Origin of the sequence: Nocardiopsis sp. NPDC058789, assembly GCF_042745575.1 — a bacterium.
GTDB classification, from domain to species: Bacteria; Actinomycetota; Actinomycetes; order Streptosporangiales; family Streptosporangiaceae; genus Nocardiopsis; species Nocardiopsis eucommiae.
Genome location: NZ_JBHYOW010000013.1, coordinates 57239 through 80228 on the forward strand (window position 1 = coordinate 57239; position 22990 = coordinate 80228).

General features: G+C 70.7%; 22 protein-coding genes. 9 read left to right on the plus strand and 13 right to left on the minus strand.

The features are described 5' to 3' along the window. Nucleotides 1-181 precede the first annotated feature (181 nt). Together ACFW3L_RS19845 and ACFW3L_RS19850 are read left to right on the plus strand one after the other, a co-directional pair. Nucleotides 182-1225: a C40 family peptidase gene (locus ACFW3L_RS19845; protein ID WP_378742581.1), complete on the plus strand. Its 1044-nt coding sequence runs from the start codon at nt 182-184 to the stop codon at nt 1223-1225. 95 nt (nt 1226-1320) lie between these two features. Further along, nucleotides 1321-2469, plus strand: a complete 1149-nt coding sequence (locus ACFW3L_RS19850; RefSeq protein WP_378742583.1) for a glycosyltransferase family 4 protein — start codon at nt 1321-1323, stop codon at nt 2467-2469. 42 nt (nt 2470-2511) lie between these two features. On the opposite strand, the gene ACFW3L_RS19855 is transcribed toward ACFW3L_RS19850, so the two are convergent. From ACFW3L_RS19855 to coxB, 4 genes are all read right to left on the minus strand, one after another. Beyond that, on the minus strand, nt 2512-3831 hold the full coding sequence (locus ACFW3L_RS19855) for an Ig-like domain-containing protein (protein ID WP_378742585.1): 1320 nt from the start codon (nt 3829-3831) through the stop codon (nt 2512-2514). A 252-nt stretch (nt 3832-4083) separates the two neighbouring features. After that, nucleotides 4084-4509 (minus strand): cytochrome c oxidase subunit 4, encoded by a 426-nt coding sequence (locus ACFW3L_RS19860; RefSeq protein WP_357768088.1) that lies wholly within the window; start codon nt 4507-4509, stop codon nt 4084-4086. Nucleotides 4510-4521: 12 nt separating this feature from the next. After that, nucleotides 4522-6195, minus strand: coding sequence for a cytochrome c oxidase subunit I (gene ctaD, locus ACFW3L_RS19865; protein WP_378742588.1), 1674 nt, complete (start codon nt 6193-6195; stop codon nt 4522-4524). Beyond that, nucleotides 6196-7032: a cytochrome c oxidase subunit II gene (gene coxB, locus ACFW3L_RS19870; protein WP_378742590.1), complete on the minus strand. Its 837-nt coding sequence runs from the start codon at nt 7030-7032 to the stop codon at nt 6196-6198. A gap of 521 nt (nt 7033-7553) precedes the next feature. Between coxB and ACFW3L_RS19875 the strand changes: the two genes are divergently transcribed. Further along, nucleotides 7554-7817 (plus strand): sulfurtransferase TusA family protein, encoded by a 264-nt coding sequence (locus ACFW3L_RS19875; RefSeq protein ID WP_378742592.1) that lies wholly within the window; start codon nt 7554-7556, stop codon nt 7815-7817. A gap of 239 nt (nt 7818-8056) precedes the next feature. On the opposite strand, the gene rpsD is transcribed toward ACFW3L_RS19875, so the two are convergent. From rpsD to ACFW3L_RS19910, 7 genes are all read right to left on the minus strand, one after another. Next, nucleotides 8057-8668 (minus strand): 30S ribosomal protein S4, encoded by a 612-nt coding sequence (gene rpsD, locus ACFW3L_RS19880; protein ID WP_378742594.1) that lies wholly within the window; start codon nt 8666-8668, stop codon nt 8057-8059. A 286-nt stretch (nt 8669-8954) separates the two neighbouring features. Next, nucleotides 8955-9926: a carbohydrate kinase family protein gene (locus ACFW3L_RS19885; protein WP_378742596.1), complete on the minus strand. Its 972-nt coding sequence runs from the start codon at nt 9924-9926 to the stop codon at nt 8955-8957. Between the two features lie 190 nt (nt 9927-10116). After that, nucleotides 10117-10467 carry a HesB/IscA family protein gene (locus tag ACFW3L_RS19890; protein ID WP_378742598.1) on the minus strand — a complete coding sequence of 117 codons (351 nt, stop codon included), beginning with the start codon at nt 10465-10467 and terminating at the stop codon, nt 10117-10119. A 261-nt stretch (nt 10468-10728) separates the two neighbouring features. Beyond that, a complete protein-coding gene (locus ACFW3L_RS19895) occupies nt 10729-11349 on the minus strand; it encodes a hypothetical protein (protein WP_378742600.1) in 621 nt (206 codons plus the stop codon). A 29-nt stretch (nt 11350-11378) separates the two neighbouring features. After that, nucleotides 11379-12302, minus strand: a complete 924-nt coding sequence (gene htpX / locus ACFW3L_RS19900) for a zinc metalloprotease HtpX (protein WP_378742602.1) — start codon at nt 12300-12302, stop codon at nt 11379-11381. Between the two features lie 175 nt (nt 12303-12477). Beyond that, the gene (locus tag ACFW3L_RS19905; protein ID WP_378742604.1) at nt 12478-12756 is read right to left on the minus strand and encodes a hypothetical protein; all 279 of its coding nucleotides are present in this window, start codon (nt 12754-12756) and stop codon (nt 12478-12480) included. After that, the gene (locus tag ACFW3L_RS19910) at nt 12753-13523 is read right to left on the minus strand and encodes a PspA/IM30 family protein (protein WP_378742606.1); all 771 of its coding nucleotides are present in this window, start codon (nt 13521-13523) and stop codon (nt 12753-12755) included. The genes ACFW3L_RS19905 and ACFW3L_RS19910 overlap by 4 nt, the downstream gene beginning before the upstream one ends. A gap of 96 nt (nt 13524-13619) precedes the next feature. On the opposite strand from ACFW3L_RS19910, the gene ACFW3L_RS19915 reads away from it, so the two are divergent. Next, nucleotides 13620-14282, plus strand: coding sequence for a DUF3043 domain-containing protein (locus tag ACFW3L_RS19915; RefSeq protein WP_378742608.1), 663 nt, complete (start codon nt 13620-13622; stop codon nt 14280-14282). 122 nt (nt 14283-14404) lie between these two features. After that, a complete protein-coding gene (locus tag ACFW3L_RS19920; RefSeq protein WP_378742610.1) occupies nt 14405-15409 on the plus strand; it encodes an aldo/keto reductase family protein in 1005 nt (334 codons plus the stop codon). 68 nt (nt 15410-15477) lie between these two features. On the opposite strand, the gene ACFW3L_RS19925 is transcribed toward ACFW3L_RS19920, so the two are convergent. Then, on the minus strand, nt 15478-15681 hold the full coding sequence (locus tag ACFW3L_RS19925) for a hypothetical protein (RefSeq protein WP_378742612.1): 204 nt from the start codon (nt 15679-15681) through the stop codon (nt 15478-15480). 206 nt (nt 15682-15887) lie between these two features. On the opposite strand from ACFW3L_RS19925, the gene ACFW3L_RS19930 reads away from it, so the two are divergent. Beyond that, a complete protein-coding gene (locus tag ACFW3L_RS19930; protein WP_378742614.1) occupies nt 15888-16877 on the plus strand; it encodes a bifunctional adenosylcobinamide kinase/adenosylcobinamide-phosphate guanylyltransferase in 990 nt (329 codons plus the stop codon). Then, a complete protein-coding gene (locus tag ACFW3L_RS19935; protein ID WP_378742616.1) occupies nt 16874-17656 on the plus strand; it encodes an adenosylcobinamide-GDP ribazoletransferase in 783 nt (260 codons plus the stop codon). The genes ACFW3L_RS19930 and ACFW3L_RS19935 overlap by 4 nt, the downstream gene beginning before the upstream one ends. A gap of 9 nt (nt 17657-17665) precedes the next feature. On the opposite strand, the gene ACFW3L_RS19940 is transcribed toward ACFW3L_RS19935, so the two are convergent. After that, nucleotides 17666-19408, minus strand: a complete 1743-nt coding sequence (locus ACFW3L_RS19940) for a hypothetical protein (RefSeq protein WP_378742618.1) — start codon at nt 19406-19408, stop codon at nt 17666-17668. Nucleotides 19409-19845: 437 nt separating this feature from the next. Here ACFW3L_RS19940 and ACFW3L_RS19945 point away from each other — a divergent pair, with 437 nt between their 5' ends. Together ACFW3L_RS19945 and lpdA are read left to right on the plus strand one after the other, a co-directional pair. Further along, a complete protein-coding gene (locus ACFW3L_RS19945) occupies nt 19846-21366 on the plus strand; it encodes a leucyl aminopeptidase (RefSeq protein ID WP_378742620.1) in 1521 nt (506 codons plus the stop codon). Nucleotides 21367-21513: 147 nt separating this feature from the next. Next, nucleotides 21514-22890 (plus strand): dihydrolipoyl dehydrogenase, encoded by a 1377-nt coding sequence (gene lpdA, locus ACFW3L_RS19950; protein WP_378742622.1) that lies wholly within the window; start codon nt 21514-21516, stop codon nt 22888-22890. Nucleotides 22891-22990: the final 100 nt, after the last annotated feature.

A 22990-nucleotide genomic window follows, 5' to 3' on the forward strand; every position in this document is an offset into this window, starting at 1 on the left:
GCACTAGTGTTCGACGCCGAGCGCGGTTGCTCCTCATTCACCACCCCCCGGTGGTGACAGCCGCGCCCGGGTCGGGCACACCCCCACACCGTTTCGGCCACCCTCTCTGGCCCGAGGTTCCCCACCCGGTGCAGTCCCTTGTTCCCCGTATCGCCTGGGACAAGGGGAGAAAGGTGTTTCAGTGTCTGCATCCCGTGGCGAACGCCAACGCCGTACCGCGGTCATCGCCTCCCTGGCCGTCGGCGCCTTCCTCCTCCCCGCGGCCGTGGCCCACGCCGAGCCCACCTCCGAGGAGGTCCAGGAGGAGATCGAACGCCTCGAAGAGGAGTTCATCGAGCTCAACGCGACCTACAACGAGGCCAAGGAGACGCACGAGGCGGCCGAGGAGAAGCTCGACGGCATCCTCTCCGACATCGAGACCGCCGAGAAGAAGGTCGACTCCCTCAGCGGCGGCGTCCGCGCCCTGGCCAACACCACCTACACGGGCGTGGACCTGACCTCTCCCGCCCAGCTGATCGGCGCCACCGGCCCCGAGGAGGCCCTGGAGCACCAGGCCGACCTCACCTACCTGTCCGAGCAGCACCAGGAGAGCCTCGCCCAGTACCTGGAGGAGCTCGAACACCTGGAGGGCCTGCGCGGCGAGGCCGAGTCCACCGAGGAGGCCGCGGCCGACGCCCTCGAGGAGGCCGAGGAGGCCACGGAGGCGGCCGAGGAGGCGATCAGCGAGCAGGAGGAGATCCTCTCCGAGCTGACCGCCGAGGAGCAGGCCGCCGCCACCGAGAACGTCAGTACCGAGACCGGCGGCGGTGGAGGCGGCGGCAGCGGCGGCGGAGGTGGCGGCGGCGCCAGCTACACCGGCCCGGCCACCGGCAACGCCCAGACCGTGCTGAACTTCGCCTACCAGCAGGTCGGCAAGCCCTACGTCTGGGGCGGGACCGGGCCCAACGGCTACGACTGCTCCGGCCTGACCCAGGCCGCCTGGGCCCAGGCGGGCGTGAACCTGCCGCGCACCACCTACGACCAGATCAACGCCGGTCAGCGGGTCTCCTGGGAGAACATGCAACCCGGTGACCTGATCTTCTTCTACGGCCCCAACCCGAGCCACGTGGGTCTGTACGCGGGTGACGGCGTGATGGTCCACGCCTCCACGTCCGCCCGCCCCATCGGCACGGTCCAGCTGAGCGACTACTACCGGTCCAACTTCGTCGCGGCGGTCCGTCCCTAGGGCGCGCCCGCGACCGGGGCATGGATCACGGGGTCCCTGGGAAACCACCGTTTCCCAGGGGCCTTTCCCGTGTCCGGGCACCTAGACTCGCTCAGGTGTCGCGAACCCTGATCATCACCAACGACTTCCCTCCGCGCTCGGGCGGGATCGAGTCCTTCGTGCACGAGCTGGCCCGGCGCCGTCCCCCGGGGTCGGTGCTGGTCTACTGCTCCTCCCCCGCCGCCGAGGACCTGCGCGCGGACCCGTACTTCGATCTCCACCAGCCGTTCCCCATCGTGCGTGACGCGGCGCCGGTCCTGCTCCCCACCCCGGGAGTGGCCCGGCGGGCCCGGGTCATCGCGGAGATGGAGGAGTGCGACTCCGTGCTCTACGGGGCCGCCGCCCCCCTGGGACTGGTCGCCGCCGGGCTGCGCTCCCGGGTCCGGCGCCAGGTGGCGCTCACCCACGGACACGAGACCGGCTGGACGGTGGTCCCCGGGGCGAGTGCGGCGCTGCGGCGGATCGGAGACAGCGTCGACACCGTCACCTACCTGGGCGAGTACACCCGGAGGCGGCTGGCCCGTTCCCTCTCCCCCTCCGCCGCCGCCCGGATGCGGCGCCTCGCCCCCGGGGTCGACACCGAGCGCTTCCGTCCCGGCTCCGGCGGCGAGGAGGTCCGGCGGGAACTGGGCCTGGGTTCACGTCCCGTGGTCGTGTGCGTGTCCCGGATGGTGCCGCGCAAGGGGCAGGACACCCTGCTGCGGGCGTGGCCCCGTGTGCTGGCGGACGTGCCCGACGCGGTCCTGCTGTTCGTCGGGGACGGTCCCCTCGCGCCCCGGTTGCGCTCGGCCGCCGCGGGCACGGACTCGGTGCGCTTCACCGGCCCCGTCCCGGCCGACCGGCTCCCCGCCCACTACGACGCCGGTGACGTCTTCGCCATGCCCTGCCGCACCCGGCGGGGCGGTCTGGACGTGGAGGGCCTCGGGATGGTCTACCTGGAGGCGTCCGCCACCGGGCTGCCGGTGGTCGCCGGTGCCTCCGGCGGCGCTCCCGACGCGGTCCTGGAGGACGAGACCGGGCACGTGGTCGACGGGACGATGCCCGGTCCGACGGCCCGGGCCCTCATCCGCCTCCTGAGGGACCCCGACCGCGCCGCCCAGATGGGCGCACGCGGCCGGGAGTGGGTGGCGGCCGAGTGGTCCTGGGACCGCACCCTCGAACGCCTGGACGGCCTTCTCAGCGGCGCTGAGCCGGTCCGGGGCTGACCCGGTCGCTCCGCGCCGAGGCGACGCCACCCCTGGCCGTCCCTAGAGGCCCTCACCGTGGACGGACCCGGGGGTGTCGGAGCCGTCCGTGCGCTGGGGCTCGCCGGTGACGCTGTGGGAGAGCCACTCCTCCCAGGAGCGCTGGTAGAAGCCCCATCCGTTGTCCCACTCCAGCTCGCGGTCGGTACCGGTGGTCAGCAGGGGGTCACCCATGAGCGCCTGGTTGTGGAACCAGCGGGCGTCCTCCACCGACATGTTCGTGCAGCCGTTGGAGGTGTTGGCGCTGCCCAGGTTCCCGGCGTTCCAGGGAGCCGCGTGGGTGAACTCCCCGCTGTTGGAGGTGCGGACCGCCCAGTCCACGTCGAGTCGGTAGTAGCCGGGCGAACCCTCCGGGATGCCCACCGTGGCGGAGTCCATGACCAGTTCCTGGTACTTCTCCATGGTCAGGTGGGCGCCGGAGGTGGTGGTGTTGAAGCGCTCGTCGGCGGAGCCGTTGCTGACCGGGATGGTGCGGACGGTCTCGCCGTCGATCGACACGCTCATCTCGTGGTCGGGGACGTGCATCGTGGAGACCAGCTCACGGCCCACCTCGAACTCGATGCGGTGGTTCTCCACTCCGTAGACGCCCTCGGAGGACTCCACCCCCGCGAGCCTGAGGTCCACGGTGACCTCCTGGTAGGGGTCCCAGTACTCCTTGGGCCGGAAGACCGCCATCTCGTCGGTGACCCAGTTCCAGGCGCCCTCGGTCTCCTCCTCGGCCGTCACCTGGATGGAGTTCTCCACCTGGGCCTTGTGGGTGACGGGCAGGTCGAAGTTGACGATGACGGGCATGCCGACCCCGACCACGTCCCCGCTGCTCGGGAAGTTGGAGGCGAGTTCCAGGCGGTGACCGGGCTCCGACTCCAGGGTGGTGAACTCCGAGACCACCTCGGACTCCTCGCCCTCCTCGTCGGCGGCGGTCACCACCACGCGGACGGAGGCCCCGGGGCGCAGGTTCCAGTCGCTGACCCAGGCGTCGCCGGTCTCGTTGAGGGTGCCCGTCACCGGGAAGGGGTCCTCGGGCTCCTGGCCCTGGCCACCCTCCTCGGCGACGTCCCCGGCGCTGACCCCGTCCTCGGTGCTCTGCTCGACCCGGACGTCGGTGAGGGTGCCGTCCACGGCCTCGACCCGGACCGGGGTGTTCGGCGGGACCCCGGTGGCGCCCGGAGCGGGGGTGATCTCCACCTCCGGCCCTCGTTCGACCTCCTCGGGGGCCGCGGCGCCCCCGGGGTCGTCCCCGTCCTCCGAGGTGCACGCCGACGCGAGGAGCACGAGGGCTGCCACGGCCGCGGCCGTTCGGGATGGGGCGGTTCGTCGCTTCACGCCAAGGACCTCCAGCGTCCGTACGGGGCCCGGGCGTGGGTGCGGAGCGTGCGCACCGGCGTGCCGCCTGCGAGGCCTGGATGCGGCGTGACCTGCATGGGCAGTCGTCACGTGGGGGCCACCGAAAAAGAGTACCCCGGTGCCCGGAGGTCGTCGGGGACGACCGGTCCGGCCACCGGGGCGGTGACACTCACATCCTACCCCGCGTAGCGGTCACATCTCGAAGAGTGATGACCGCGCGGGACGCGCACGTCAGTGCTGGAACTCCTTGCGGTAGTACTCGAAGACCCAGCCCAGCGAGGTGAGGATGACGGCGAAGAAGCCGATGAAGACCATCCACCAGCCGATCGCCACGCCGACCGCCGTGAAGGCGACGGCCATCGCGACGAACATCGGCCACCAGCTGTGCGGGCTGAAGAACCCGTACTCACCGGCGTTCTCGGCGATCTCGCCGTCGAGTCGCTCCTCGGCCGGGAGGCCGTGGTGGTGCTCACTGTGGCGAGCCGACTGCCAGAGCCAGAAACCGATCATCCAGCCGAAGCCGATGGAGACCACGAGGGCGGTGGTACCCGCCCACTCGATCTCGCCGGTCTCCAGGAGGGACCAGTAGATGTACAGCGCGGCGGCCAGACCGAAGAAGGTCGAGATACCCATGAACAGGTAGGCCTGCATCTTCATGTGCTCTACCCCCTACTTCTTCTCGGCACCGGCGGCGACGGCACCGGGTGCGGCCGCGTGCGGGTGGTTGAGGTCGAAGGCCGGACGCTCGGACCGGATGCGGGGCAGCGACGTGAAGTTGTGTCGCGGCGGCGGGCACGAGGTCGCCCACTCCAGCGAGCAGCCGTAGCCCCACGGGTCGTCCACGGTGACCAGCGGCGCCTTCTTCGCGGTGACGTAGATGTTCCAGAAGAAGATCAGCGTCGAGGCGGCCAGCACGAACGAGGAGACCGAGGAGATCTGGTTCAGCTCGGTGAAGCCGTCCGTGGCCAGGTAGTCCGCGTAACGACGCGGGAAGCCCATCGCGCCCAGCCAGTGCTGCACCAGGAACGTGCCGTGGAAGCCCAGGAAGAGCAGCCAGAAGTGGAACTTGCCCAGCTTCTCGTTGAGCATCCGCCCGGTGAACTTGGGCCACCAGAAGTAGAAGCCCGCGAACATCGCGAACACCACGGTGCCGAACACGACGTAGTGGAAGTGCGCCACCACGAAGTAGGAGTCGGTGACGTGGAAGTCGATGGGCGGCGAGGCCAGGAGCACACCGGTCAGTCCACCGAAGAGGAAGGTGACCAGGAAGCCGATCGTGAACAGCATCGGCGTCTCGAAGGTGAGCTGCCCACGCCACATCGTCCCGATCCAGTTGAAGAACTTCACACCGGTCGGAACCGCGATGAGGAACGTCATGAACGAGAAGAACGGCAGGAGCACGGCGCCGGTCGGGAACATGTGGTGGGCCCACACGGTCACGGACAGGCCGGCGATGGCGATGGTCGCCGCCACCAGGCTCTTGTAGCCGAAGATCGGCTTGCGGCTGAAGACCGGGAGGATCTCCGTCGCGATGCCGAAGAACGGCAGCGCGATGATGTACACCTCGGGGTGGCCGAAGAACCAGAACAGGTGCTGCCACAGGATGGCGCCACCGTGCTCGGCGTTGAAGACCTGCGTTCCGACCATGCGGTCGGCGCCCAGGGCGATCAGCGCGGCGGTCAGGACCGGGAACGCGATGAGCACCAGGACACTGGTGAGCAGGGTGTTCCAGGTGAAGATCGGCATGCGGAACATCGTCATACCGGGCGCGCGCATGCACAGGCCGGTGGTGATGAAGTTGACCGCACCGAGGATCGTGCCCAGACCGGAGACGGCCAGACCCAGGATCCACAGGTCACCGCCGAGGCCCGGCGAGCGGACCGCGTCGGAGAGCGGGGTGTAGGCGAACCAGCCGAAGCTGGCGGCGCCGCCGGGGGTCAGGAAGCCGCTGATCGCGATCAGGCTGCCGAACAGGAACAGGTAGTAGCCGAACAGGTTGATCCTGGGGAAGGCCACATCGGGGGCGCCGATCTGCAACGGCATGAGGATGTTCGAGAACCCGACGAACAGCGGGGTCGCGAACATCAGCAGCATGATGGTGCCGTGCATCGTGAAGAGCTGGTTGAACTGCTCGTTGGACATGTACTGCATGCCCGGGGTGAACAGCTCCAGGCGCATCAGCAGCGCCAGCACGCCTCCGAAGAGGAAGAACGCGAAGGAGGTGATCAGGTACATGTACCCGATGACCTTGTGGTCGGTCGACGTCAGCCAGTTGACGATGATCGACCCTTTGCGTGACGGTGCCTGACCGTCAGTGCGGGGTTCGGTTGCCGTCGTGGTCATTTACTCGTCATTCTCCTCGGACTCGGTCGCCTCGGCTCCCGTGCCCTCAGCGTTGGTGCCGTCGGCACCCGTGCCCTCGGCGTCGTTGGTCGCGGCGGCCTCGGACTCGGCGGCAGCGGCCTCGGTGGCCTCGGCGGTCGCGGCGGCCTCGGCCTCCTGCTCGGCGGCCCAGGCGTCGTACTCGTCCTGCGGGAGGACCTCGACGTTGAAGAGCATGCGGGTGTGGTCCACACCGCACAGCTCGGCGCAACGTCCCACGTACTCGCCCTCGGAGCCCTCCTTCAGGTTGACCTGGAAGGCGTTGTCACGGCCCGGGACGACGTCCATCTTGAAGCCGAAGGACGGGATCCAGAACGAGTGGATGACGTCGGGAGAGTGGAGGTCGAAGTGGACGACCGCGCCCTCGGGGAGGACGAGGGTCGTCTGGGTGTCACGGTTGGCGGTGCCGTCCGGGTTGGGGATGCCAACCTCGGAGAAGAGCACGTCGCCGCCGTTCTCCTTGGTGTCGTCCATGTAGTTGAACTGCCAGGCCCATTGGAAGGCCACGACCTCTACGTGGACGTCGGCGGGCTCTTCGGTGTCGAGCAGGTAGGCCTGGTCTCGCGCGGTGAAGAAGAAGAGCACCGAGATGACGACGATCGGCAGAACGGTGTACAGCGCTTCGATGGGCATGTTGTACCGCACCTGCGGCGGCAACTGCTCAGAGCGCTTGCGGTGGAAGAGGATTGTCCAGATGAACAGTCCCCACACAAGGACGCCGACCGCGAACGCCGCCACCCACGAGCCCTGCCAGAGCGAGAGAACACGCTCGGCCTGGTCGGTGATCGGCTCCGGCATGCCCAAACGAGTGAGATCGTTCGACGCGCAGCCGGTCGCGGCCAGCCCCAGCACGGCGAGCGCGGCGCCGCGTGGTGCCCATCGGCGCAGTGTTGAGCGCCGATTTTTTTGGCGGGTCGGACTCACGGATTGCCTTCCCAGCGGTGAAGCCCGTGGATTCTCCACGAGCGGCCTAAGTATCCAAAGCTTGTCAGGGGGAAACATTATCGCGAACCGCCCAGCGTGCCGTTCATGGGCTTGCCTGGTCAGCGTGTTGCCAGACGCGCCCTCTCGAAACGTTCGGCGGCCCCACGGAGCCGGGCCAGGTCGCCCCCGAGGGAAGTCCTCCCGGCTGGCTACGAGGCGCGGCCCGGCGATCCCCCGGGCCCTCGTTCGCTCCCGTGCGCATCTCCGTTCGGGCGGTGGTGCGCGCGATCGCGGACGAGGCCAAGGCGAGCGTATCGCTGGGTTTACGACACCCTTAACCGGGTGCGCCTTTGGGCGCGCGCCGGATCAAGATTGGGCCACAGGACGACAACCGAATGGGGGTGGACGTGCCCGAGCGACCGACTGCGCAGCAGCCTCTGGTCACCGTGGAGGCGGTGGGGCTCAAGTGCCCGATCCCGATCATCATGCTGGCCGCCCGACTGCACGAAGTGCCTATCGGGGCGGTCATCGCGGTCACCGCGGACGATCCCGCGGCGAGCGCGGACATACCGTCCTGGTGCCGGATGAAGATGCACGAGTTCGTCGTCGAGCGGCCGCTGGCGCGGGGTAGCGCTTTTCACATCCGACGGATGTACTGACCCCCGACGACGTCACCGGAACACCGGACCGGACTTTCGGTCCCGTTGCGATAACGATTCGCACCGCCCGGTTTCCGGGGGCGGCGCGACGTACCCGATCCCCCTCCTCCGGTCCCCGTCGGGGACCGGAGGAAAGGGGTACCGGACAAGGCGAAGGCCGCGCGGACACGGGGTCCACGCGGCCTCTCCCACACTGCGGTTCCGCCCCCGAGGAAGGGAACCGCGACCGCGGGAACCGTCTAGCGAGCGTAGTACTCGACGACGAGCTGCTCGTCGAAGGGCACGGGGATCTGCTCACGCTTGGGGCGGTCGACGACCGCGATGCGCAGGTCCTTGTGGCTCACGGCGAGGTAACCGGCGATCTTGTCGTCGGCGTGGATGCCCTCGGCGGCCTCGACGAACGGGACCATCGTGCGGGACTTCTCCCGAACGCTGATGATCTGGCCCGGCTTGACCTGGTACGACGGGATGTCGACCTTCTTGCCGTCCACGGTGATGTGACCGTGGTTGATGAACTGACGCGCGGCGTAGATCGAGGCGGCCAGACCGGCGCGCAGCACGACCGTGGCCAGACGCAGCTCGAGCTCGCCGAGCATCTCCTCACCGGTACGGCCGGGACGCTTCTTGGCGTTCTCGTAGATCCTGACCAGCTGCTTCTCGGTCAGGTCGTAGTACCAGCGCACCTTCTGCTTCTCCGCCATACGAACGGCGTAGTCGCTGCTGTTGCGTCGGACGCGACGACCGTGCTCGCCGGGCGGGTACGGACGCTTCTCGAAGTAGCTGACCGCCTTACGGGTCAGCGGGGTGCCGGCGCGCCGGGACAACCGCACCTTCGGTCCGGTGTAGCGCATGCGAAGTCCTTTCAGGGTGAATCAGGGAATCCCAGGTAAGGCTGGCCTAGATCTGGGAGGCGCTCAGGGCGCCCGAGCCCCGGTGTCCCGCGGTGCGGGTCGGAAGCGGGTTCCCCACCGCCGCGCGTGACCCGGCGCGAGCGGTTCGGGCGAATGACCCGGCACGCGTTTCAGCGCACCGGGCGGGCACGGGGAATCCCCGTGCGGGTCACAGCCATCCACTTTACGGGCTCCGGGGCACCACCCCGACCAGAGTGCGTCCTTTTCCGGCCGGGGAGGACCCGGGTCACACGAAGGGGCGGACCTCCGCGGCGGCCTCGGCGCCGTAGGAGCGCTCCAGGCGCTCCAGCAGCGAGTCACCGGTCAGCGTGTACTCCTGCGGTCCGTCGGCCTCCAGGCAGTGCACGGCGGTGGCGTTGCCGACCTGGGCCGCCCGTTCCAGGGACAGGCCCCAGGAGTGGGCGGACAGGAAACCGGCGCGGAAGGCGTCTCCCATGCCGGTGGGGTCGACGAGCTCGTCCACGGTCGCCGAGGGCACGTGGACGCTCGGCTCGCCCTCACGGTCGATGCGGGCGCCCTTGGCCCCGAGGGTGGTCACGCGCGTGCCCACCAGGGACAGGATCTCGGCGTCGGACCAGCCGGTCTTCTGCTCGGCCAGGGCCTTCTCGTACTCGTTGGTGAACAGGAAGGTGGCGCCCTCGATGAGCGTGCGCACCTCCGGGCCCTCCATGCGGGCCAGCTGCTGGGAGGGGTCGGCCGCGAAGGGGATGGAGCGGGTCCGGCACTCCTCGCTGTGGCGGACCATCGCGGCCGGGTCGTCGGCGCCGATCAGAACCAGGTCGAGGCCGCCGACGCGGTCGGAGATCGGCTGGAGCTCGATGTTGCGGGCCTCGGCCATCGCGCCCGTGTAGAAGGAGGCGATCTGGTTCTGGTCCAGGTCCGTGGTGCAGACGAACCGGGCGGTGTGCCGCAGCTCGGAGATGTGCACCGCCGAGGTGTCGACACCGTGGCGGTCGAGCCACGAGCGGTACTCCTCGAAGTCGGCGCCGGCGGCACCGACCAGGACCGGGCTCAGACCGAACCCGCCCATGCCGAAACAGATGTTGGCCGCGACGCCGCCGCGGCGAACGTCCAGCTCGTCGATGAGGAAGGAGAGGGACAACTGCTGGATCTGCTCAGGGATGATCTGCTCTGCGAACCGACCCTGGAAGGTCATCAGGTGGTCGGTGGCGATGGATCCGGCAACCGCGATACGCACGGGACGTGGGCTCCTTGCTGGCGAGGTGGATCGCTCGTGGACGATCCGGCGAGCTGTTCAGGGCATGCCGGGGACGTGCCCGTTCGGACCAGCCAAGGGTACCCAGAGGGGGAGGGCGAACGCTCGTCCGCGTCCGCCCTCCCCCTGTGGTTCCGAGAACCTGAACGCTCCGCTGGGGAGCCCTGGACACCTAGTTGAAGGAGTCACCGCAGGCGCAGGAGCCGGTCGCGTTGGGGTTGTCGATGGTGAACCCCTGCTTCTCGATGGTGTCCACGAAGTCGATGGTCGCGCCGATGAGGTAGGCGGCGCTGCGGCGGTCGGTGACGACCTCGACACCGTCGAAGTCGGCGATGACGTCGCCGTCGAGGTCGCGCTCGTCGAAGTAGAGCTGGTAACGCAGCCCCGAGCAACCACCGGGCTGGACGCCCACGCGCAGGCGCAGGTCGTCCCGGCCCTCCTGGTCAAGGAGCGTCCGAACCTTGTCGGCCGCACCATCGGTGAGGATGACTCCCTGCGCGGTGGCCTCGCTCTGAACCGTCATGTTGTAAAGCTCCTCTGGAAAGGGGTTGCGGCCGTCTGGCGACCCCGGTCGCTTACCGGATCGGCCCGCGTCGGCGGGTCCAGTCCTCTTCAACGGGTCCCAACGTCGGAGGCCGGCGTGGCATTCCGTCGTGTGGCCGCTGTGTTCGCCCTGTCACCTCGGTCGCCCGGTACGGGTGTGACCTCGGTGACGCACGGGTGTGCTCGTACCTCCAAGGGTAATTTGTCCTGGCCCCGGATGCCATCTCCGGACGCACCCACCTCAGAGTCCCGGAGCGCCGTAGACCGGGAACCAGCGGGAACGGTCCTTCTCCATCGGCAGGTCGTCCCCCACCGCGGCCTCCACCTGGAGTTCCAGCGCGTTGTCGCGCCGCTGGGCACCCTGGGGCGCGAACGGGTAGAAGGTGCCGCGCTTGTACAGGTAGACCAGGCCCACGGAGCGGCCCCGGGAGTCGGTGAAGCCCACCAGGGAGCACAGCAGCGAGGGCCCGTAGCCGTTGACCTCCAGGGTCGAGTTGACCGCGTGCAGGTCGGTGACCAGGCCGGTGATGTCGGTGTCCACGAGCTCGCCGCCCGAGGGTCCGCCGCCGTCGGCCGCGGCCTCGGCGGCACCCGGGCGCAGCACGAGCCAGGTGTAGCCGTAGTCGTCCGTGGTCTGTTCGACCGACGGCCCCTCCCCCGCGTTGAGCAGGGCGGTCACGTCGCGTTCGACGTCCGCGAAGGCGGCGCCCTCGGCGGCGCGGAAGGCCACCGACCCCGATCCGGTGGGCGTCAGGCCCACGCCCGCCCGCAGGGTGAGCGCGGCCGAGGGCAGGCCGAAGAGCGCGTCGAGGTCGGGCTTGACCGGCTCGGAGCGGCCGAGCAGGGTGCGCCAGAAACTCATGTGGTGGGTCCCCTCGTGGGTGTCTGGGGTCAGGCTCCGCGACCGAGCTGGCGGGAGATGTCGGAGAGCTGGGCCAGGCGCTGCTCGACCGGCGGGTGGGTGGCGATGAGCTGGTTCATGCTGAACCCCTTCTTCGCGAAGGCCGGGGCGAAGAAGAACGCGTTGAACGGCTCCGCCTGGCGCAGGTCCCGGGTGGGGATGCGGGCCATGTCGCCGGTGATCTTGGACAGAGCGCTGCCCAGCATGGACGGGCGCCCGGTCAGGTACGCGGCGGCGCGGTCCGCGGCGAGCTCGCGGTAGCGGGACAGGGCGCGGGTGAGCAGGAAGCTCAGGATCCAGGCGACCGCGCTGACCACGACGACCAGGAGCGCGACGACGGCCGGGGCGGGGCCGTTGTTGTTGCCGCGACCGCCCGCTCCGGCGAACATCGCGAAGCGCAGTCCGGCCTGGGTGAGGAACCCGGCGACGATGCCGAGGAACCCGGCGATGGTCATCACCATCACGTCGCGGTGGGCGATGTGCGAGAGCTCGTGGGCGACGACCGCCTCCAGCTCGGGGCCGTCCAGGCGACGCGTGAGCCCGGTGGTGACGCAGATGACCGCGGACTTCTCGTTGTGCCCGGTCGCGAAGGCGTTGGGCACGTCGGTGTCGGCGATGCCCACACGCGGCTTGGACATGTCCGCCATGGCGCACAGGCGGTCGACCATGGCGTGCAGGTCGGGCGCCTGCTCCGGGGTGACCTCCTTGGCGCCCATCGCGAACATGGCGATCTTGTCGGAGGAGAAGTAGGAGAACAGGGCGAACGCCACGACGAGGACCAGGACCAGGACCACGTTGAGCCCGGCCAGGACCAGTCCCACGACGAAGGCGACGTAGACCAGGAACAGCAGGACCATGGTCATCACCATCCGGGCCGTCAGCCCCCGGTCCGGACGGAACTTCGAACCAGCCACGCCGACTCCCTCCCCCTACGGATGTGTCGGAGTGTAGTTCCGGCAGGTGAGAATCGGGTTAAAGCGGGACACCGCGTGTCCCCCGCGCGCATGACCCCGGACACACCCCGGCCGCCGTGACGGATCACGGCGGCCGGGGTGGAAGAGCGTACGCGAGCACCGAGTACGGGGGTCCCTAGCCCGGGATGAGCCCGTCGTCCTGGAGCATCTCCCGAACCTCGTCCATGCTGGCGTCGGCGGGCGGGAGGATGAACTGCGAGGGCTCCAGGGAGTCGGGCGGCAGGGGCTTGCTGTCCTGCCGGACCTTCTCCAGGAGGTCGTGGAGGGCCTTGCGGAACGTGGACTCGTCGCCCGACTCGATCGCGGCCTCCAGGGCGGCGTCGAAGTCGTTGAGCACGTCCAGGTCTGCGTCGGTGAGGTCGACCTGACCCTCACCCATGATGCGGACGATCACGAGCCCTCCCGGTTCCCGGCACCGTTGCCACCCTCGATCTGCGGGGTGGCGCCACCACCGCTGCCGCCGCCGAGTTCGAGCTTCATGCGCTCCAGCTCGGCCTCGACACCGGTCGTGCTCGCCATCTGGTCGAGCTCGTACTGGATGTCGTCCTTGGGGCCGGTGCCCGTGACGTCGTCCAGCGCGCCGGAGGCGAGGAGCTCGTCCACCGCGCCCGCGCGGGCCTGCATCTCGGCGGTCTTGTCCTCCGCCCGCTGCACGGCCATGCCGACGTCGCCCATCTCCTCGGAGATGCCGGAGAAGGCCTCGCTGATCTGCGTCTGCGCCTGGGCGGCGGTGTAGGTCGCCTTGATGGTCTCCTTGCGCGTGCGGAAGGCGTCCACCTTCGCCTGCAGGCGCTGGGCGGCCATCGTGAGCTTCTGCTCCTCGTTCTGGAGGTTGGCGTGCTGCTCGCGCAGCCCCTCCATCTGGCTGGTGAGGCCGGAGCGGCGGGTGAGCGCCTCGCGGGCGAGGTCCTCACGGCCCTGGGTGAGGGCGGCGCGGCTCTGGTTCTCCAGCTTGCCGGACTGCTGCTCCAGCTGCTGGATCTGGAGCTCGACCCGCTTGCGGGAGGTCGCGACGTCGGCGACGCCACGACGGACCTTCTGGAGCAGTTCGAGCTGTTTCTGGTACGAGTAGTCGAGGGTTTCCCTGGGGTCCTCGACCGAGTCCAGGGCCTTGTTGGCCTTGGACTTGAAGATCATCGAAAGTCGCTGAAACACGCTCATTGGCGTGGCCGTCCCCTTCTCGGTGCGTACATCGGCTGTTCCCAGCGGGCGCTTTGCCCAACCCTACGCGGTCTGGCCCGCGGTCGCCATAAAGCTATGACCGGCTACCCTGAGGGTGTGTTCCGACGTCGCTCCGCTTCCGCAGCCCCGGATTCGACCACGGCCGAATCCGCCAGCCCTGAGGCCACTGAGGCCACCCAACCTAAGGGATATACCCCCAAGAAGGGTGTGCCCACCCCTAAGCGCAGGGAATCCGAAGGCATCCCGCGCCGACCGGTGAAGGCCCCTGAGACCCGTAAGGAGGCCTACCGCGCCTACCGGGACCGTCTCGAACGTCAACGCGGCACGACCGCCCGGCGTTCCGGCGCGCCCAAGGGAGACGAGAGGTACTTCCGGCAGCAGGACCTCGGCAAGGCCCGCGCCTACGCCCGGGACTTCATCGACTCGCGCCGCAGCGCGAGCGAGTTCTTCCTACCGTTCTCGATCCTCATCATCGCCCTGTTGTTCGTCAACAGCCCGGTCTTCCAGGTGGGCGTCGCCTACGTCCTGTGGCCGCTGATGATGGTGACGATCATCGCCGAGGGCGTCATGATCGGCCGCACGGTCAAGCGCCGCGCCACCGAGTACTTCCCGGACGACCCGGCGATCAAGGGCATCGGCATGTACGCCGCCATGCGCCAGCTCCAGTTCCGGCGCCTGCGTCTGCCCAAGCCCCGGGTGAAGGTCGGAGACGACCCCACCCCGAGCAGCGCCCGCTGATCCACCGCCGTCCCACCTCCCCATCCCCGACGACGTGAGCGGGGCCGGTGACCGCACCGGCCCTTCACCTCTCCACGGTCCCCGCGGAGTCCGCCGGGGGCGCGCCAACTAGAGTGCTCGGCATGGAATTTCGGCATCTTGGCAACAGCGGTCTGATCATCAGCGAGATCGCGTACGGGAACTGGATCACCCACGGCTCCCAGGTCGAGGAGGACACCGCGGCCTCCTGCGTCCGTGCGGCGCTCGACGCGGGCATCACCACCTTCGACACCGCGGACGCCTACGCCCAGGGCAGGGCGGAGGAGGTGCTGGGCCGCGCGCTCAAGGGGCAGCGCCGCGACGGTCTGGAGATCTTCTCGAAGGTCTTCTGGCCGGTGGGCGAGGGCCGCAACGACCGGGGCCTCAACCGCAAGCACGTCATCCGCGGCTGCGAGGACTCCCTGCGCCGTCTGGGCACCGACTACCTGGACCTGTACCAGGCGCACCGGTTCGACTACTCCACCCCGCTGGAGGAGACCATGCGGGCCTTCGAGGACCTGGTCCGCCAGGGCAAGGCCCTGTACATCGGTGTCTCCGAGTGGCGCGCCGACGAGATCGCGCGGGCGCTGAGGATCGCCGACGAGATGGGCTTCGACCGGATCGTCTCCAGCCAGCCGCAGTACAACATGATCTGGCGGGTCATCGAGTCCGAGGTCGTCCCGCTCTCCGAGCGCGAGGGCATCGGCCAGCTGGTCTGGTCCCCCATCGCGGGCGGCGTCCTCACGGGCAAGTACAAGCCGGGCCAGGACCTCCCGGCCGGTTCGCGGGCGAGCGACCCCAAGAGCGAGCGCTTCCTGGCGGACAAGGTCGCGGACCAGACCCTGCTGGAGCGGGTGCAGCGGCTGGAGCCGCTGGCGGCCGAGGCCGGACTCACCCTGTCGCAGTTGTCCGTGGCCTGGGTCCTCCAGAACCCGAACGTTTCCGCCGCGATCATCGGGGCCTCCCGCCCCGACCAGGTCGAGAGCAACGTGAAGGCCGCCGGGGTCACGCTCGACGCCGAGCTGATGACCCGGATCGACGAGATCCTGGCCGACAGCGTGGAGCGCGACCCGGAACTCACCAAGAGCCCGGAGAACATCCGCGGCTAGGAAGTCTCCCCGGACGCGTTCCGGAGCGCGGGGCCCGGCGGTCGTACGGACCGCCGGGCCCCGTGCGTTCACTCGGTTCCGAGGGGCATCGTGTAGAGCTCCCGGTCGTCCTCCAGGAGCGCGACGCTGGCCACACCGCCCTCAGCCAGCTCGGCCCAGTTCTCGCCCAGCCAGCTCTCGGCGTCACCGCGCGACGTGAACGACTCGGCCGGCAGTTCCTCCGCCCCCGTCCGGTCACCGTCGGTGCCGATGTACCGCCACGTCCACGCCATCCTCGACCGCCCTTCGTCGCCGGTTCCACGGTGGATGCACCGCGATCCTGTGCCGAGCTTAACCAAGGCTTGGCGCACGATGCTGTTTACTCTTCCGGGTGCGTATCCGATTTCTCGGGACAGCGGGACACACGGGCTGGCCAGCCCCACAGTGCACCTGCTCGTCCTGTAACAAGGCCCATGCGGATCGCCGCCTGCCGCTGCGGGTGACCGTCGACGACCGCTTCCGCCTGCGTGAGGCCGGTGCCGTCGGACCGGTCCCGCCCGGCTACACGGTGACGTCCACGCCGGACGGCGCCCTGGTCGAGAGCGCGGACGGGGGACGTCTGCTGTTCGCGCGCTCCGGTCCGGGGCCACTGCCCGGGGGACCGCCCGCCGACGGTCGGCCCTCGGGGGCGTCCGCGTACTCGTCCGCGCCCGCCCAGCAGGTGGACATGGTGATCGTGGACGCCGCGCAGCGCCCGGAGGTGGTCGGAGAGCTGCGCCGGTCCGGGGTGATCGGGGTGACCACCGCCGTCGTGGCGGTCGGCGGCGACCACCGGATCCGGTCTCCCGAGGAGTTCGCCCGGCGGGCCCGGCTGTGGGGCGCCCTGGTCCCGGGTGACGGCACCGTCATGTCGTGCCCGCCCACGGTGTGGCCGGAGTCCCGCCCGCACGGGCCGTACCGGACCCTGATCACGGGCGGGGCGCGCTCCGGCAAGTCCACCGAGGCCGAACTGCGTCTGCTGACCGAGCCACGGGTGGTCTACGCGGCCACCGGCCCGGTCCCCGACGGCACCGACCCGGAGTGGGCGGAGCGAGTCGAGCACCACGCCCGGCGGCGCCCCTGGTGGTGGCGGACCGAGGAGACCAGCGGCCTCGCGGTCCTGCTGAGACAGGCGCGCGGCGCGGTCCTGGTCGACTGTCTGGGCACCTGGCTCACGGGGGTGATGGGCGAGTGCGGGCTCTGGGAGGACGAACCGCCCGAGGACGCCGAGGAGCGGTTGGAGACCGCCGTCCACGAGCTGTTGGAGGCCTGGCGGTCGACCCAGGCCTACGTGGTGGCGGTCACCAACGAGGTGGGGTCGGGTGTGGTTCCGCCCACCCGCTCGGGCCGGATCTTCCGTGACCGGCTGGGACTGCTGAACCAGTGGGTGGGCGCCGAGTCCGAGGTCGTGGTGCTGGCGACGGCCGGGCGCGTGGTGGAGCTCGGGTGAGCGGCGCCGACGCCCTGGCCGGGGCCCGCATGGCCGTGGGCACCTTCACGGTCTGGCCGGTGCGGGTGGAGCGGGTGGACCGCGCCGTGGCGGGGTGGGCGATGTGCTGGGCCCCGGTCGTGGGCGGGCTGCTCGGCGCGGTGACCGGGATCGTCGCGGTCGTCGGGGCGTGGTGGTGGTCCGACCCGCTGGCGGCGCTGCTCGCGGTGGGACTGGGGGCGTTGCTCACCAGGGGACTGCACCTGGACGGGCTGGCCGACCTCGCCGACGGCCTCGGCAGCGGTCGCCCGGCGGAGGGCGCGCTGGAGGTGATGCGTCGCTCCGACATCGGACCGTTCGGTGTGCTCACCCTGGTGGTGACGGTCGGGGCCCAGGTCCTGGCGTTGGCCGGGCTGGTCGAGGCCTCCCCCTGGGCCGCCGTCGCCGGTGCCGTGGTCGCGGGCGCGACCGGGCGGCTCGCGGTGACCCTGGCGTGCGCGGGCGCGCCCTCGGCCCGCCCCGACGGGCTCGGCTCGTTCGTGGCGGGGACGGTGCGGCCCCTGGCGGCGGCCGTGTGCGCGGCGGGGGTGCTGGCCGCCGCCCTGCTCGGTCTGGCGTACTCCCCCGGGTTCGCCGTGGCCTGCGCGGTGGGCGCGGTGGCCGGGCTGGCCGCGGCCGGGGTCCTGCTGTACCGGGCGGTGCGCAGGCTGGGCGGCGTGACCGGCGACGTCCTGGGCGCCCTGGTGGAGACGGCCGTGACGGTGGTCCTGCTGGTGACGGCGGCGGCCACACGGGGCTGAGTGCCCCGGTCAGCGGTCGCGCTGGCGGCGGTTCCACCGCTCCAGGCGTTCGCGCGCCTGTTCCGTGCGGCGGCGGACGGCGAGGACGCGGTCGATGTCGTTCGCGCGTTCGTTGTCCCCCTTGAGCTGTTCGTACTCCCTCAGGTGGGTCTCGAACTCCTCCACGGAGTCGGTGGCGGGCGCCTCGGCCCGGGCGAGCGCCTCACCCAGGTCGGTGATGCCCAGGTCGTTCTCGCCCTGGATGGCGGCGACCCGGGCCGCCTCCTCGGCGCGCAGTTCCTCCATGGTCTCGGCGTCCTCACGCTCGGCCGCCAGACGCTCCTGTTCCCGCTCCCGTACGGCCTGCGTCCGACGCCGTCCGAGCACGCCGACCAGCCCGACCGTGGTCAGGACGACCGAGAGCAGCAGGCCGACCACGGCGGGCCAGGGCAGCGTCGGGGTTCCCTCTCCGCTGGCGGGTTCGTCCGCGGAGAGCACCGATGCGTCACCGAGCTCCGACAGGAGACCGTCCACCGAGTTCCGGGCGCTGGCGTGGTCGAGTCCGAAGAAGACGGCGGTGTCGAGGTCGTACCCGCCTCCGGAGACGTCTCCGCGCACCGGGTAGTGCTCCACCCCGCCGGAGCCGTCCAGCGTGTAGACGACGACCGGGTCGTCCGAGATGCTGGCCACCGCGTCGGCCAGCGGCTCGGCGCCGCCGTCCGGATCGGCCTCCAACCGTGCCCCGGAGGGCAGGACCGCGACGCGGACCGGTTCGTCCCTCGCGGCCAGGGCGGCGTCGAGTTCGACGCGCTCGGACTCGGTGATGTCGGCGCCCGCCCGGGGGTGCACGAAGAGGTGGTCCTCGGTCAGGGCGGCCCGGGTGTCGGCCACCACGTTCCCGTCCACCGCTCCGGCGAAGAGGTGGAGCGCGGGCGCCAGGCCGTCCGGGCCGGGGCCGAGTGGCAGCAGCCACGCGAGGTCCTCGGGCGCGGGACCCTCCGGGGCGGAGGCGGGCGTGAGGTCGAAGTCGTCGTGGGTCCAGACGGCGAGCAGGGCGGTGCCATCGTCACCGAGTGGTGCGAGCAGGGCGTCGGCGTACGCCTCCTCGTACCCGGGGGTGTCCCGTCCCGGTGGGGGCACGACCGCGACCCGGGTGTCGTCCAGACCGTCGAACCGTTCCCGGAGGGCCTCGGTGTCGAGGTCGGGCAGGGCCGCCTCGACGGCGGGGTGGACGTGGACCGTCTCCTCCCGGGCCGCCGACGCGACTTCCGGAAGCAGGTCACCGTCGAGTAGGTCCACGGCGCTGACCATCTGCTCCACCGGGCCGCCTCGGGAGAACACGAAGTGGTCCTCCAGGTCGGCGCCGCCGGTGTCGATCCCCACGGCGGTCCAGGACAGGCTGGTCGTGACTCCCCCGGTGGCGGCGCGTTCCTCCGTGGCCACCACGTACAGTCCCGGTTCGCCGACCTCCTCGGCGAGGGTGTGGACGGCCCGTGCGGGGTCCACGCCTTCGAGGAGGGCGCCGCGGATCGGCGTCCGCGCCTCGGAGAGCCGGGCGCGGGCCAGGGCGAGGGTCTGCTCGGACACCTCGGGGCCGCCCTCCGCGACGTGGACGTGTTCCCCGGAGGAGAGGTCCCGGGCCGCCTCCGCGAGCGGTGACTCCGCCCGGGCCGGGCCGGGGACCGCGACGCACAGGGCGAGCAGGGCCAGCGCGAGGGTGGCCGAGCGGAAGGCCCGGAGGGTCGGGGAGGCGGGGGTCGCGGGATCCGGCATCTGTTCTCCCGTGCAGGTCAGAGGCGAGGGAGGGCTCGCCCGAGTGATCCTAGGATGTGGCGGGTCGGGGGTGGCGTCCAGGGTGTCCGGGAGGGCGCGGAGGGGGCGGGGTCGACCCCGCTGTGAACGACCGGGGCCTGCTTCACCTGCCGATTCACGCGGTCTGATAGTTTTCCGCGGCGGCCGGATGTCGCCATCATCACATTTTTTCACACTCAGTTTCACGCGGACGGACCCGGGGAGAGGGTGTCCGGGCGCCGCCGACCGCGTGCGACACCTCCCACGAGGGACCAGAGGCCCCACGAGGCGCGGCCGGAGGCGGACCCACCCGGGGTCACCCGTTCGCCGCGCGACGGCGGGGAGCGCCGCGTCAGGGCCCCCGGGGGCGCGGCGCGCGGCGTCACCGCCGGGGGCGCGGGAGGACTAGCATCGAGGACGTGAGCACGACGTTGTCAGTAAACACGGAGTCCCCCAGTTCGCTCGACGCCGACGCGGTTGTCGTCGGTTACCACTCCGGAGGCGACGCCCCGGAGCCCGCATCGGGCGCTCATAGCGTCGACGCCGCCTTCACCGGCGGCCTCGGCTCGACCCTGTCGCTCCTGGGAGCGAGCGGCGCCCCCGAGGAGGTGCACACCATCGCCTCCCTCGGAGCCGTCACGGCCCCGATCGTCGTCGCCGTCGGTCTCGGCCCGGCGCCCACCGACGGTGCCGTCGACCCCGACGTCCTGTCCCGTGCGGCCGGCGCCGCACTGCGCGCGCTGAGCTCCCGCCCCGAGGGCGCGGGCCGCGTCGCCCTGGCCCTGCCCGCGACCACCGCCGACCAGGCGGGCGCCGTCGCGCTCGGCGCCGAGCTCGGCACCTACAGCTTCGACCGCTACCGCACCGGGGAGAAGGCCGAGAAGAAGGCCGCCCGCCCCTCCGCCACGCTCACCGTGGTCAGCGGGGCCGACGGCGCCGCCGACGCTGTGGAGCGCGCCGCCGTTCTGGCCGAGGCCGTGTCCTTCACCCGTGACCTCGTCAACACCGCCCCCGCCGACCTGGTCCCCGAGGACCTGGCCTCGGCGGCCCAGGAGATCGCCCAGCAGGCCGAGCTGGAGATCGAGGTCCTGGACGAGCGTGCCCTGTCCGAGGGCGGCTACGGCGGCCTGACCGGCGTCGGTCAGGGTTCGGCCAACCCGCCCCGCCTGGTGCGGCTCGCGTACACCCACCCCGAGGCCACCAGGACGGTCGCCTTCGTCGGCAAGGGCATCACGTTCGACTCCGGCGGCCTCTCCCTCAAGCCCGCGGGCGGGATGGACTCGATGAAGTCCGACATGAGCGGCGCCGCCTCCGTGCTCGCCGCCATGCGCGCCATCTCCACCCTGGGCCTCAAGGTCAACGCGGTCGGCTACCTGACGGTGGCCGAGAACATGCCCAGCGGCACGGCCCAGCGCCCCTCCGACGTCCTGAGCATCTACGGCGGCAAGACCGTCGAGGTCCTCAACACCGACGCCGAGGGCCGCCTGGTCATGGCCGACGGCCTGGTCCGCGCCCACGAGGACCAGCCCGACCTGATCGTGGACATCGCCACGCTGACCGGCGCCCAGCTGGTCGCGCTCGGCACCCGCGTGTTCGCGGTCATGTCCAACGACGACACCGTGCGCGACGAGGTCGTCGCCGCCGCCACCGCCGAGGGCGAGGCCTCCTGGCCGATGCCGCTCCCGGGCGAGCTGCGCGCCGGTCTCGACTCCTCGGTCGCGGACATCGCCAACGTGGCGGGCGAGCGCTGGGGCGGCATGCTCTCGGCGGGCGTCTTCCTCCAGGAGTTCATCGAGGAGGGCACCAAGTGGGCCCACCTCGACATCGCCGGGCCCTCCTTCAACCAGGGCGGCCCGCACGGATACACCCCCAAGGGCGGCACGGGTGCGGGTACCCGCACCCTCGTCCGGATCGCCGAGGACTACGCCCGCAAGCAGTAGTCCGGAAGGGCGGGGCGGCGCTCCCGAGCCGGCAGCGCCGCCCCGTCCCCGGCAGCCGGGGTCCCCGATGACACACCGCCACCGGCGACGGCGGGCCACGGTCTTCCACCACCCATCACCAGCCACCACAACTAGGAGTTCGTTCCCGTGAGTGAGAGCGGCGGCACCTTCGACCTCGTCGTCCTTGGCGGCGGCAGCGGCGGCTACGCGGCGGCCCTGCGCGCAGCCGAGCTGGACATGAGCGTCGTCCTGATCGAGAAGGACAAGCTCGGCGGCACCTGCCTGCACCGCGGCTGCATCCCCACCAAGGCCCTCCTGCACTCGGCCGAGGTGGCCGACACCGCCAAGGAGAGCGAGAACTTCGGTGTCCGGGCCACGTTCGAGGGCATCGACATCGACGCGGTGCACCAGTACAAGGACAAGGTGATCAACGGCCTGCACAAGGGCCTGAGCGGGCTGATCAAGTCCCGCAAGATCACCGTCGTCGAGGGTGAGGGCAAGCTCACCGCCAAGGACGAGGTCACGGTCGACGGCAAGGTCTACAAGGGGCGCAACATCCTCCTGGCGACCGGCTCCAAGCCCAAGACCCTGGGCCTGGAGATCGACGGCGACAAGGTCATGACCAGCGACCAGGCCCTGGGCCTGAACCGCGTCCCCGAGTCCGTCATCGTCCTGGGCGGCGGCGTGATCGGCGTGGAGTTCGCCAGCGTGTGGCGTTCCTACGGCGCCGACGTCACCATCGTCGAGGCCCTCAAGCACCTGGTCCCCGTCGAGGAGGAGTCCAGCTCCAAGCTGCTGGAGCGCGCCTTCCGCAAGCGGAAGATCAAGGCCGAGCTGGGCACCCCGTTCGAGTCGGTCAAGACCACCGACTCCGGCGTGGTCGTCACCCTCCAGGGCGGCAAGACCCTGGAGGCCGAGGTCCTGCTGGTCGCCATCGGTCGCGGCCCCGTCTCCGAGGGCCTGGGCTACGAGGAGCAGGGCGTCACCCTGGACCGCGGCTTCGTCAAGGTCGACGAGAACCTGCACACCGGCGTGGGCAACGTCTACGCGGTCGGTGACCTCATCCCGACCCTCCAGCTCGCGCACGTCGGCTTCGCCGAGGGCATCTTCGTGGCCGAGCACATCGCCGGGCAGAACCCGCCCGCGATCGACTACGACGGTGTTCCCCGGGTCACGTACTGTGAGCCTGAGGTCGCCTCCGTCGGTCTCACCACCAAGGTGGCCAAGGAGCGCGGTCACGAGGTCGTCGAGATGAACTACAACCTGGCGGGCAACGGCAAGAGCCAGATCCTCCAGACCCAGGGCGCGGTCAAGGTCATCGCCGAGAAGGACGGCCCCGTGCTGGGCGTCCACATGGTCGGCAGCCGCGTCGGCGAGCTCATCGCCGAGGGCCAGCTGATCTACAACTGGGAGGCCCTGCCCTCCGAGGTGGCCCAGCTGATCCACCCGCACCCGAGCCAGTCGGAGGCGCTGGGCGAGGCTCACCTCGCGCTGGCGGGCAAGCCGCTGCACGTCCACGACTGACCGCTTCACCCCCGGGGGCGGGCCCTGACCGGCCCGCCCCCGCACACATCCGCGCTGCCCATCAAGGCCTGGGCAGGTACCGCGTCCAGATCCAACGAGG

Bases quoted from the DNA above. Each gene is read 5' to 3' on its own strand.
- ACFW3L_RS19860 (WP_357768088.1), bottom strand. From the start codon at position 4,509: ATGAAGATGCAGGCCTACCTGTTCATGGGTATCTCGACCTTCTTCGGT.
- ctaD (WP_378742588.1), bottom strand. From the start codon at position 6,195: ATGACCACGACGGCAACCGAACCCCGCACTGACGGTCAGGCACCGTCA.
- coxB (WP_378742590.1), bottom strand. From the start codon at position 7,032: ATGCCGGAGCCGATCACCGACCAGGCCGAGCGTGTTCTCTCGCTCTGG.
- ACFW3L_RS19875 (WP_378742592.1), top strand. From the start codon at position 7,554: ATGGGGGTGGACGTGCCCGAGCGACCGACTGCGCAGCAGCCTCTGGTC.
- rpsD (WP_378742594.1), bottom strand. From the start codon at position 8,668: ATGCGCTACACCGGACCGAAGGTGCGGTTGTCCCGGCGCGCCGGCACC.
- ACFW3L_RS19890 (WP_378742598.1), bottom strand. From the start codon at position 10,467: ATGACGGTTCAGAGCGAGGCCACCGCGCAGGGAGTCATCCTCACCGAT.
- ACFW3L_RS19895 (WP_378742600.1), bottom strand. From the start codon at position 11,349: ATGAGTTTCTGGCGCACCCTGCTCGGCCGCTCCGAGCCGGTCAAGCCC.
- ACFW3L_RS19910 (WP_378742606.1), bottom strand. From the start codon at position 13,523: ATGAGCGTGTTTCAGCGACTTTCGATGATCTTCAAGTCCAAGGCCAAC.
- ACFW3L_RS19915 (WP_378742608.1), top strand. From the start codon at position 13,620: ATGACCGGCTACCCTGAGGGTGTGTTCCGACGTCGCTCCGCTTCCGCA.
- ACFW3L_RS19920 (WP_378742610.1), top strand. From the start codon at position 14,405: ATGGAATTTCGGCATCTTGGCAACAGCGGTCTGATCATCAGCGAGATC.
- ACFW3L_RS19925 (WP_378742612.1), bottom strand. From the start codon at position 15,681: ATGGCGTGGACGTGGCGGTACATCGGCACCGACGGTGACCGGACGGGG.
- ACFW3L_RS19940 (WP_378742618.1), bottom strand. From the start codon at position 19,408: ATGCCGGATCCCGCGACCCCCGCCTCCCCGACCCTCCGGGCCTTCCGC.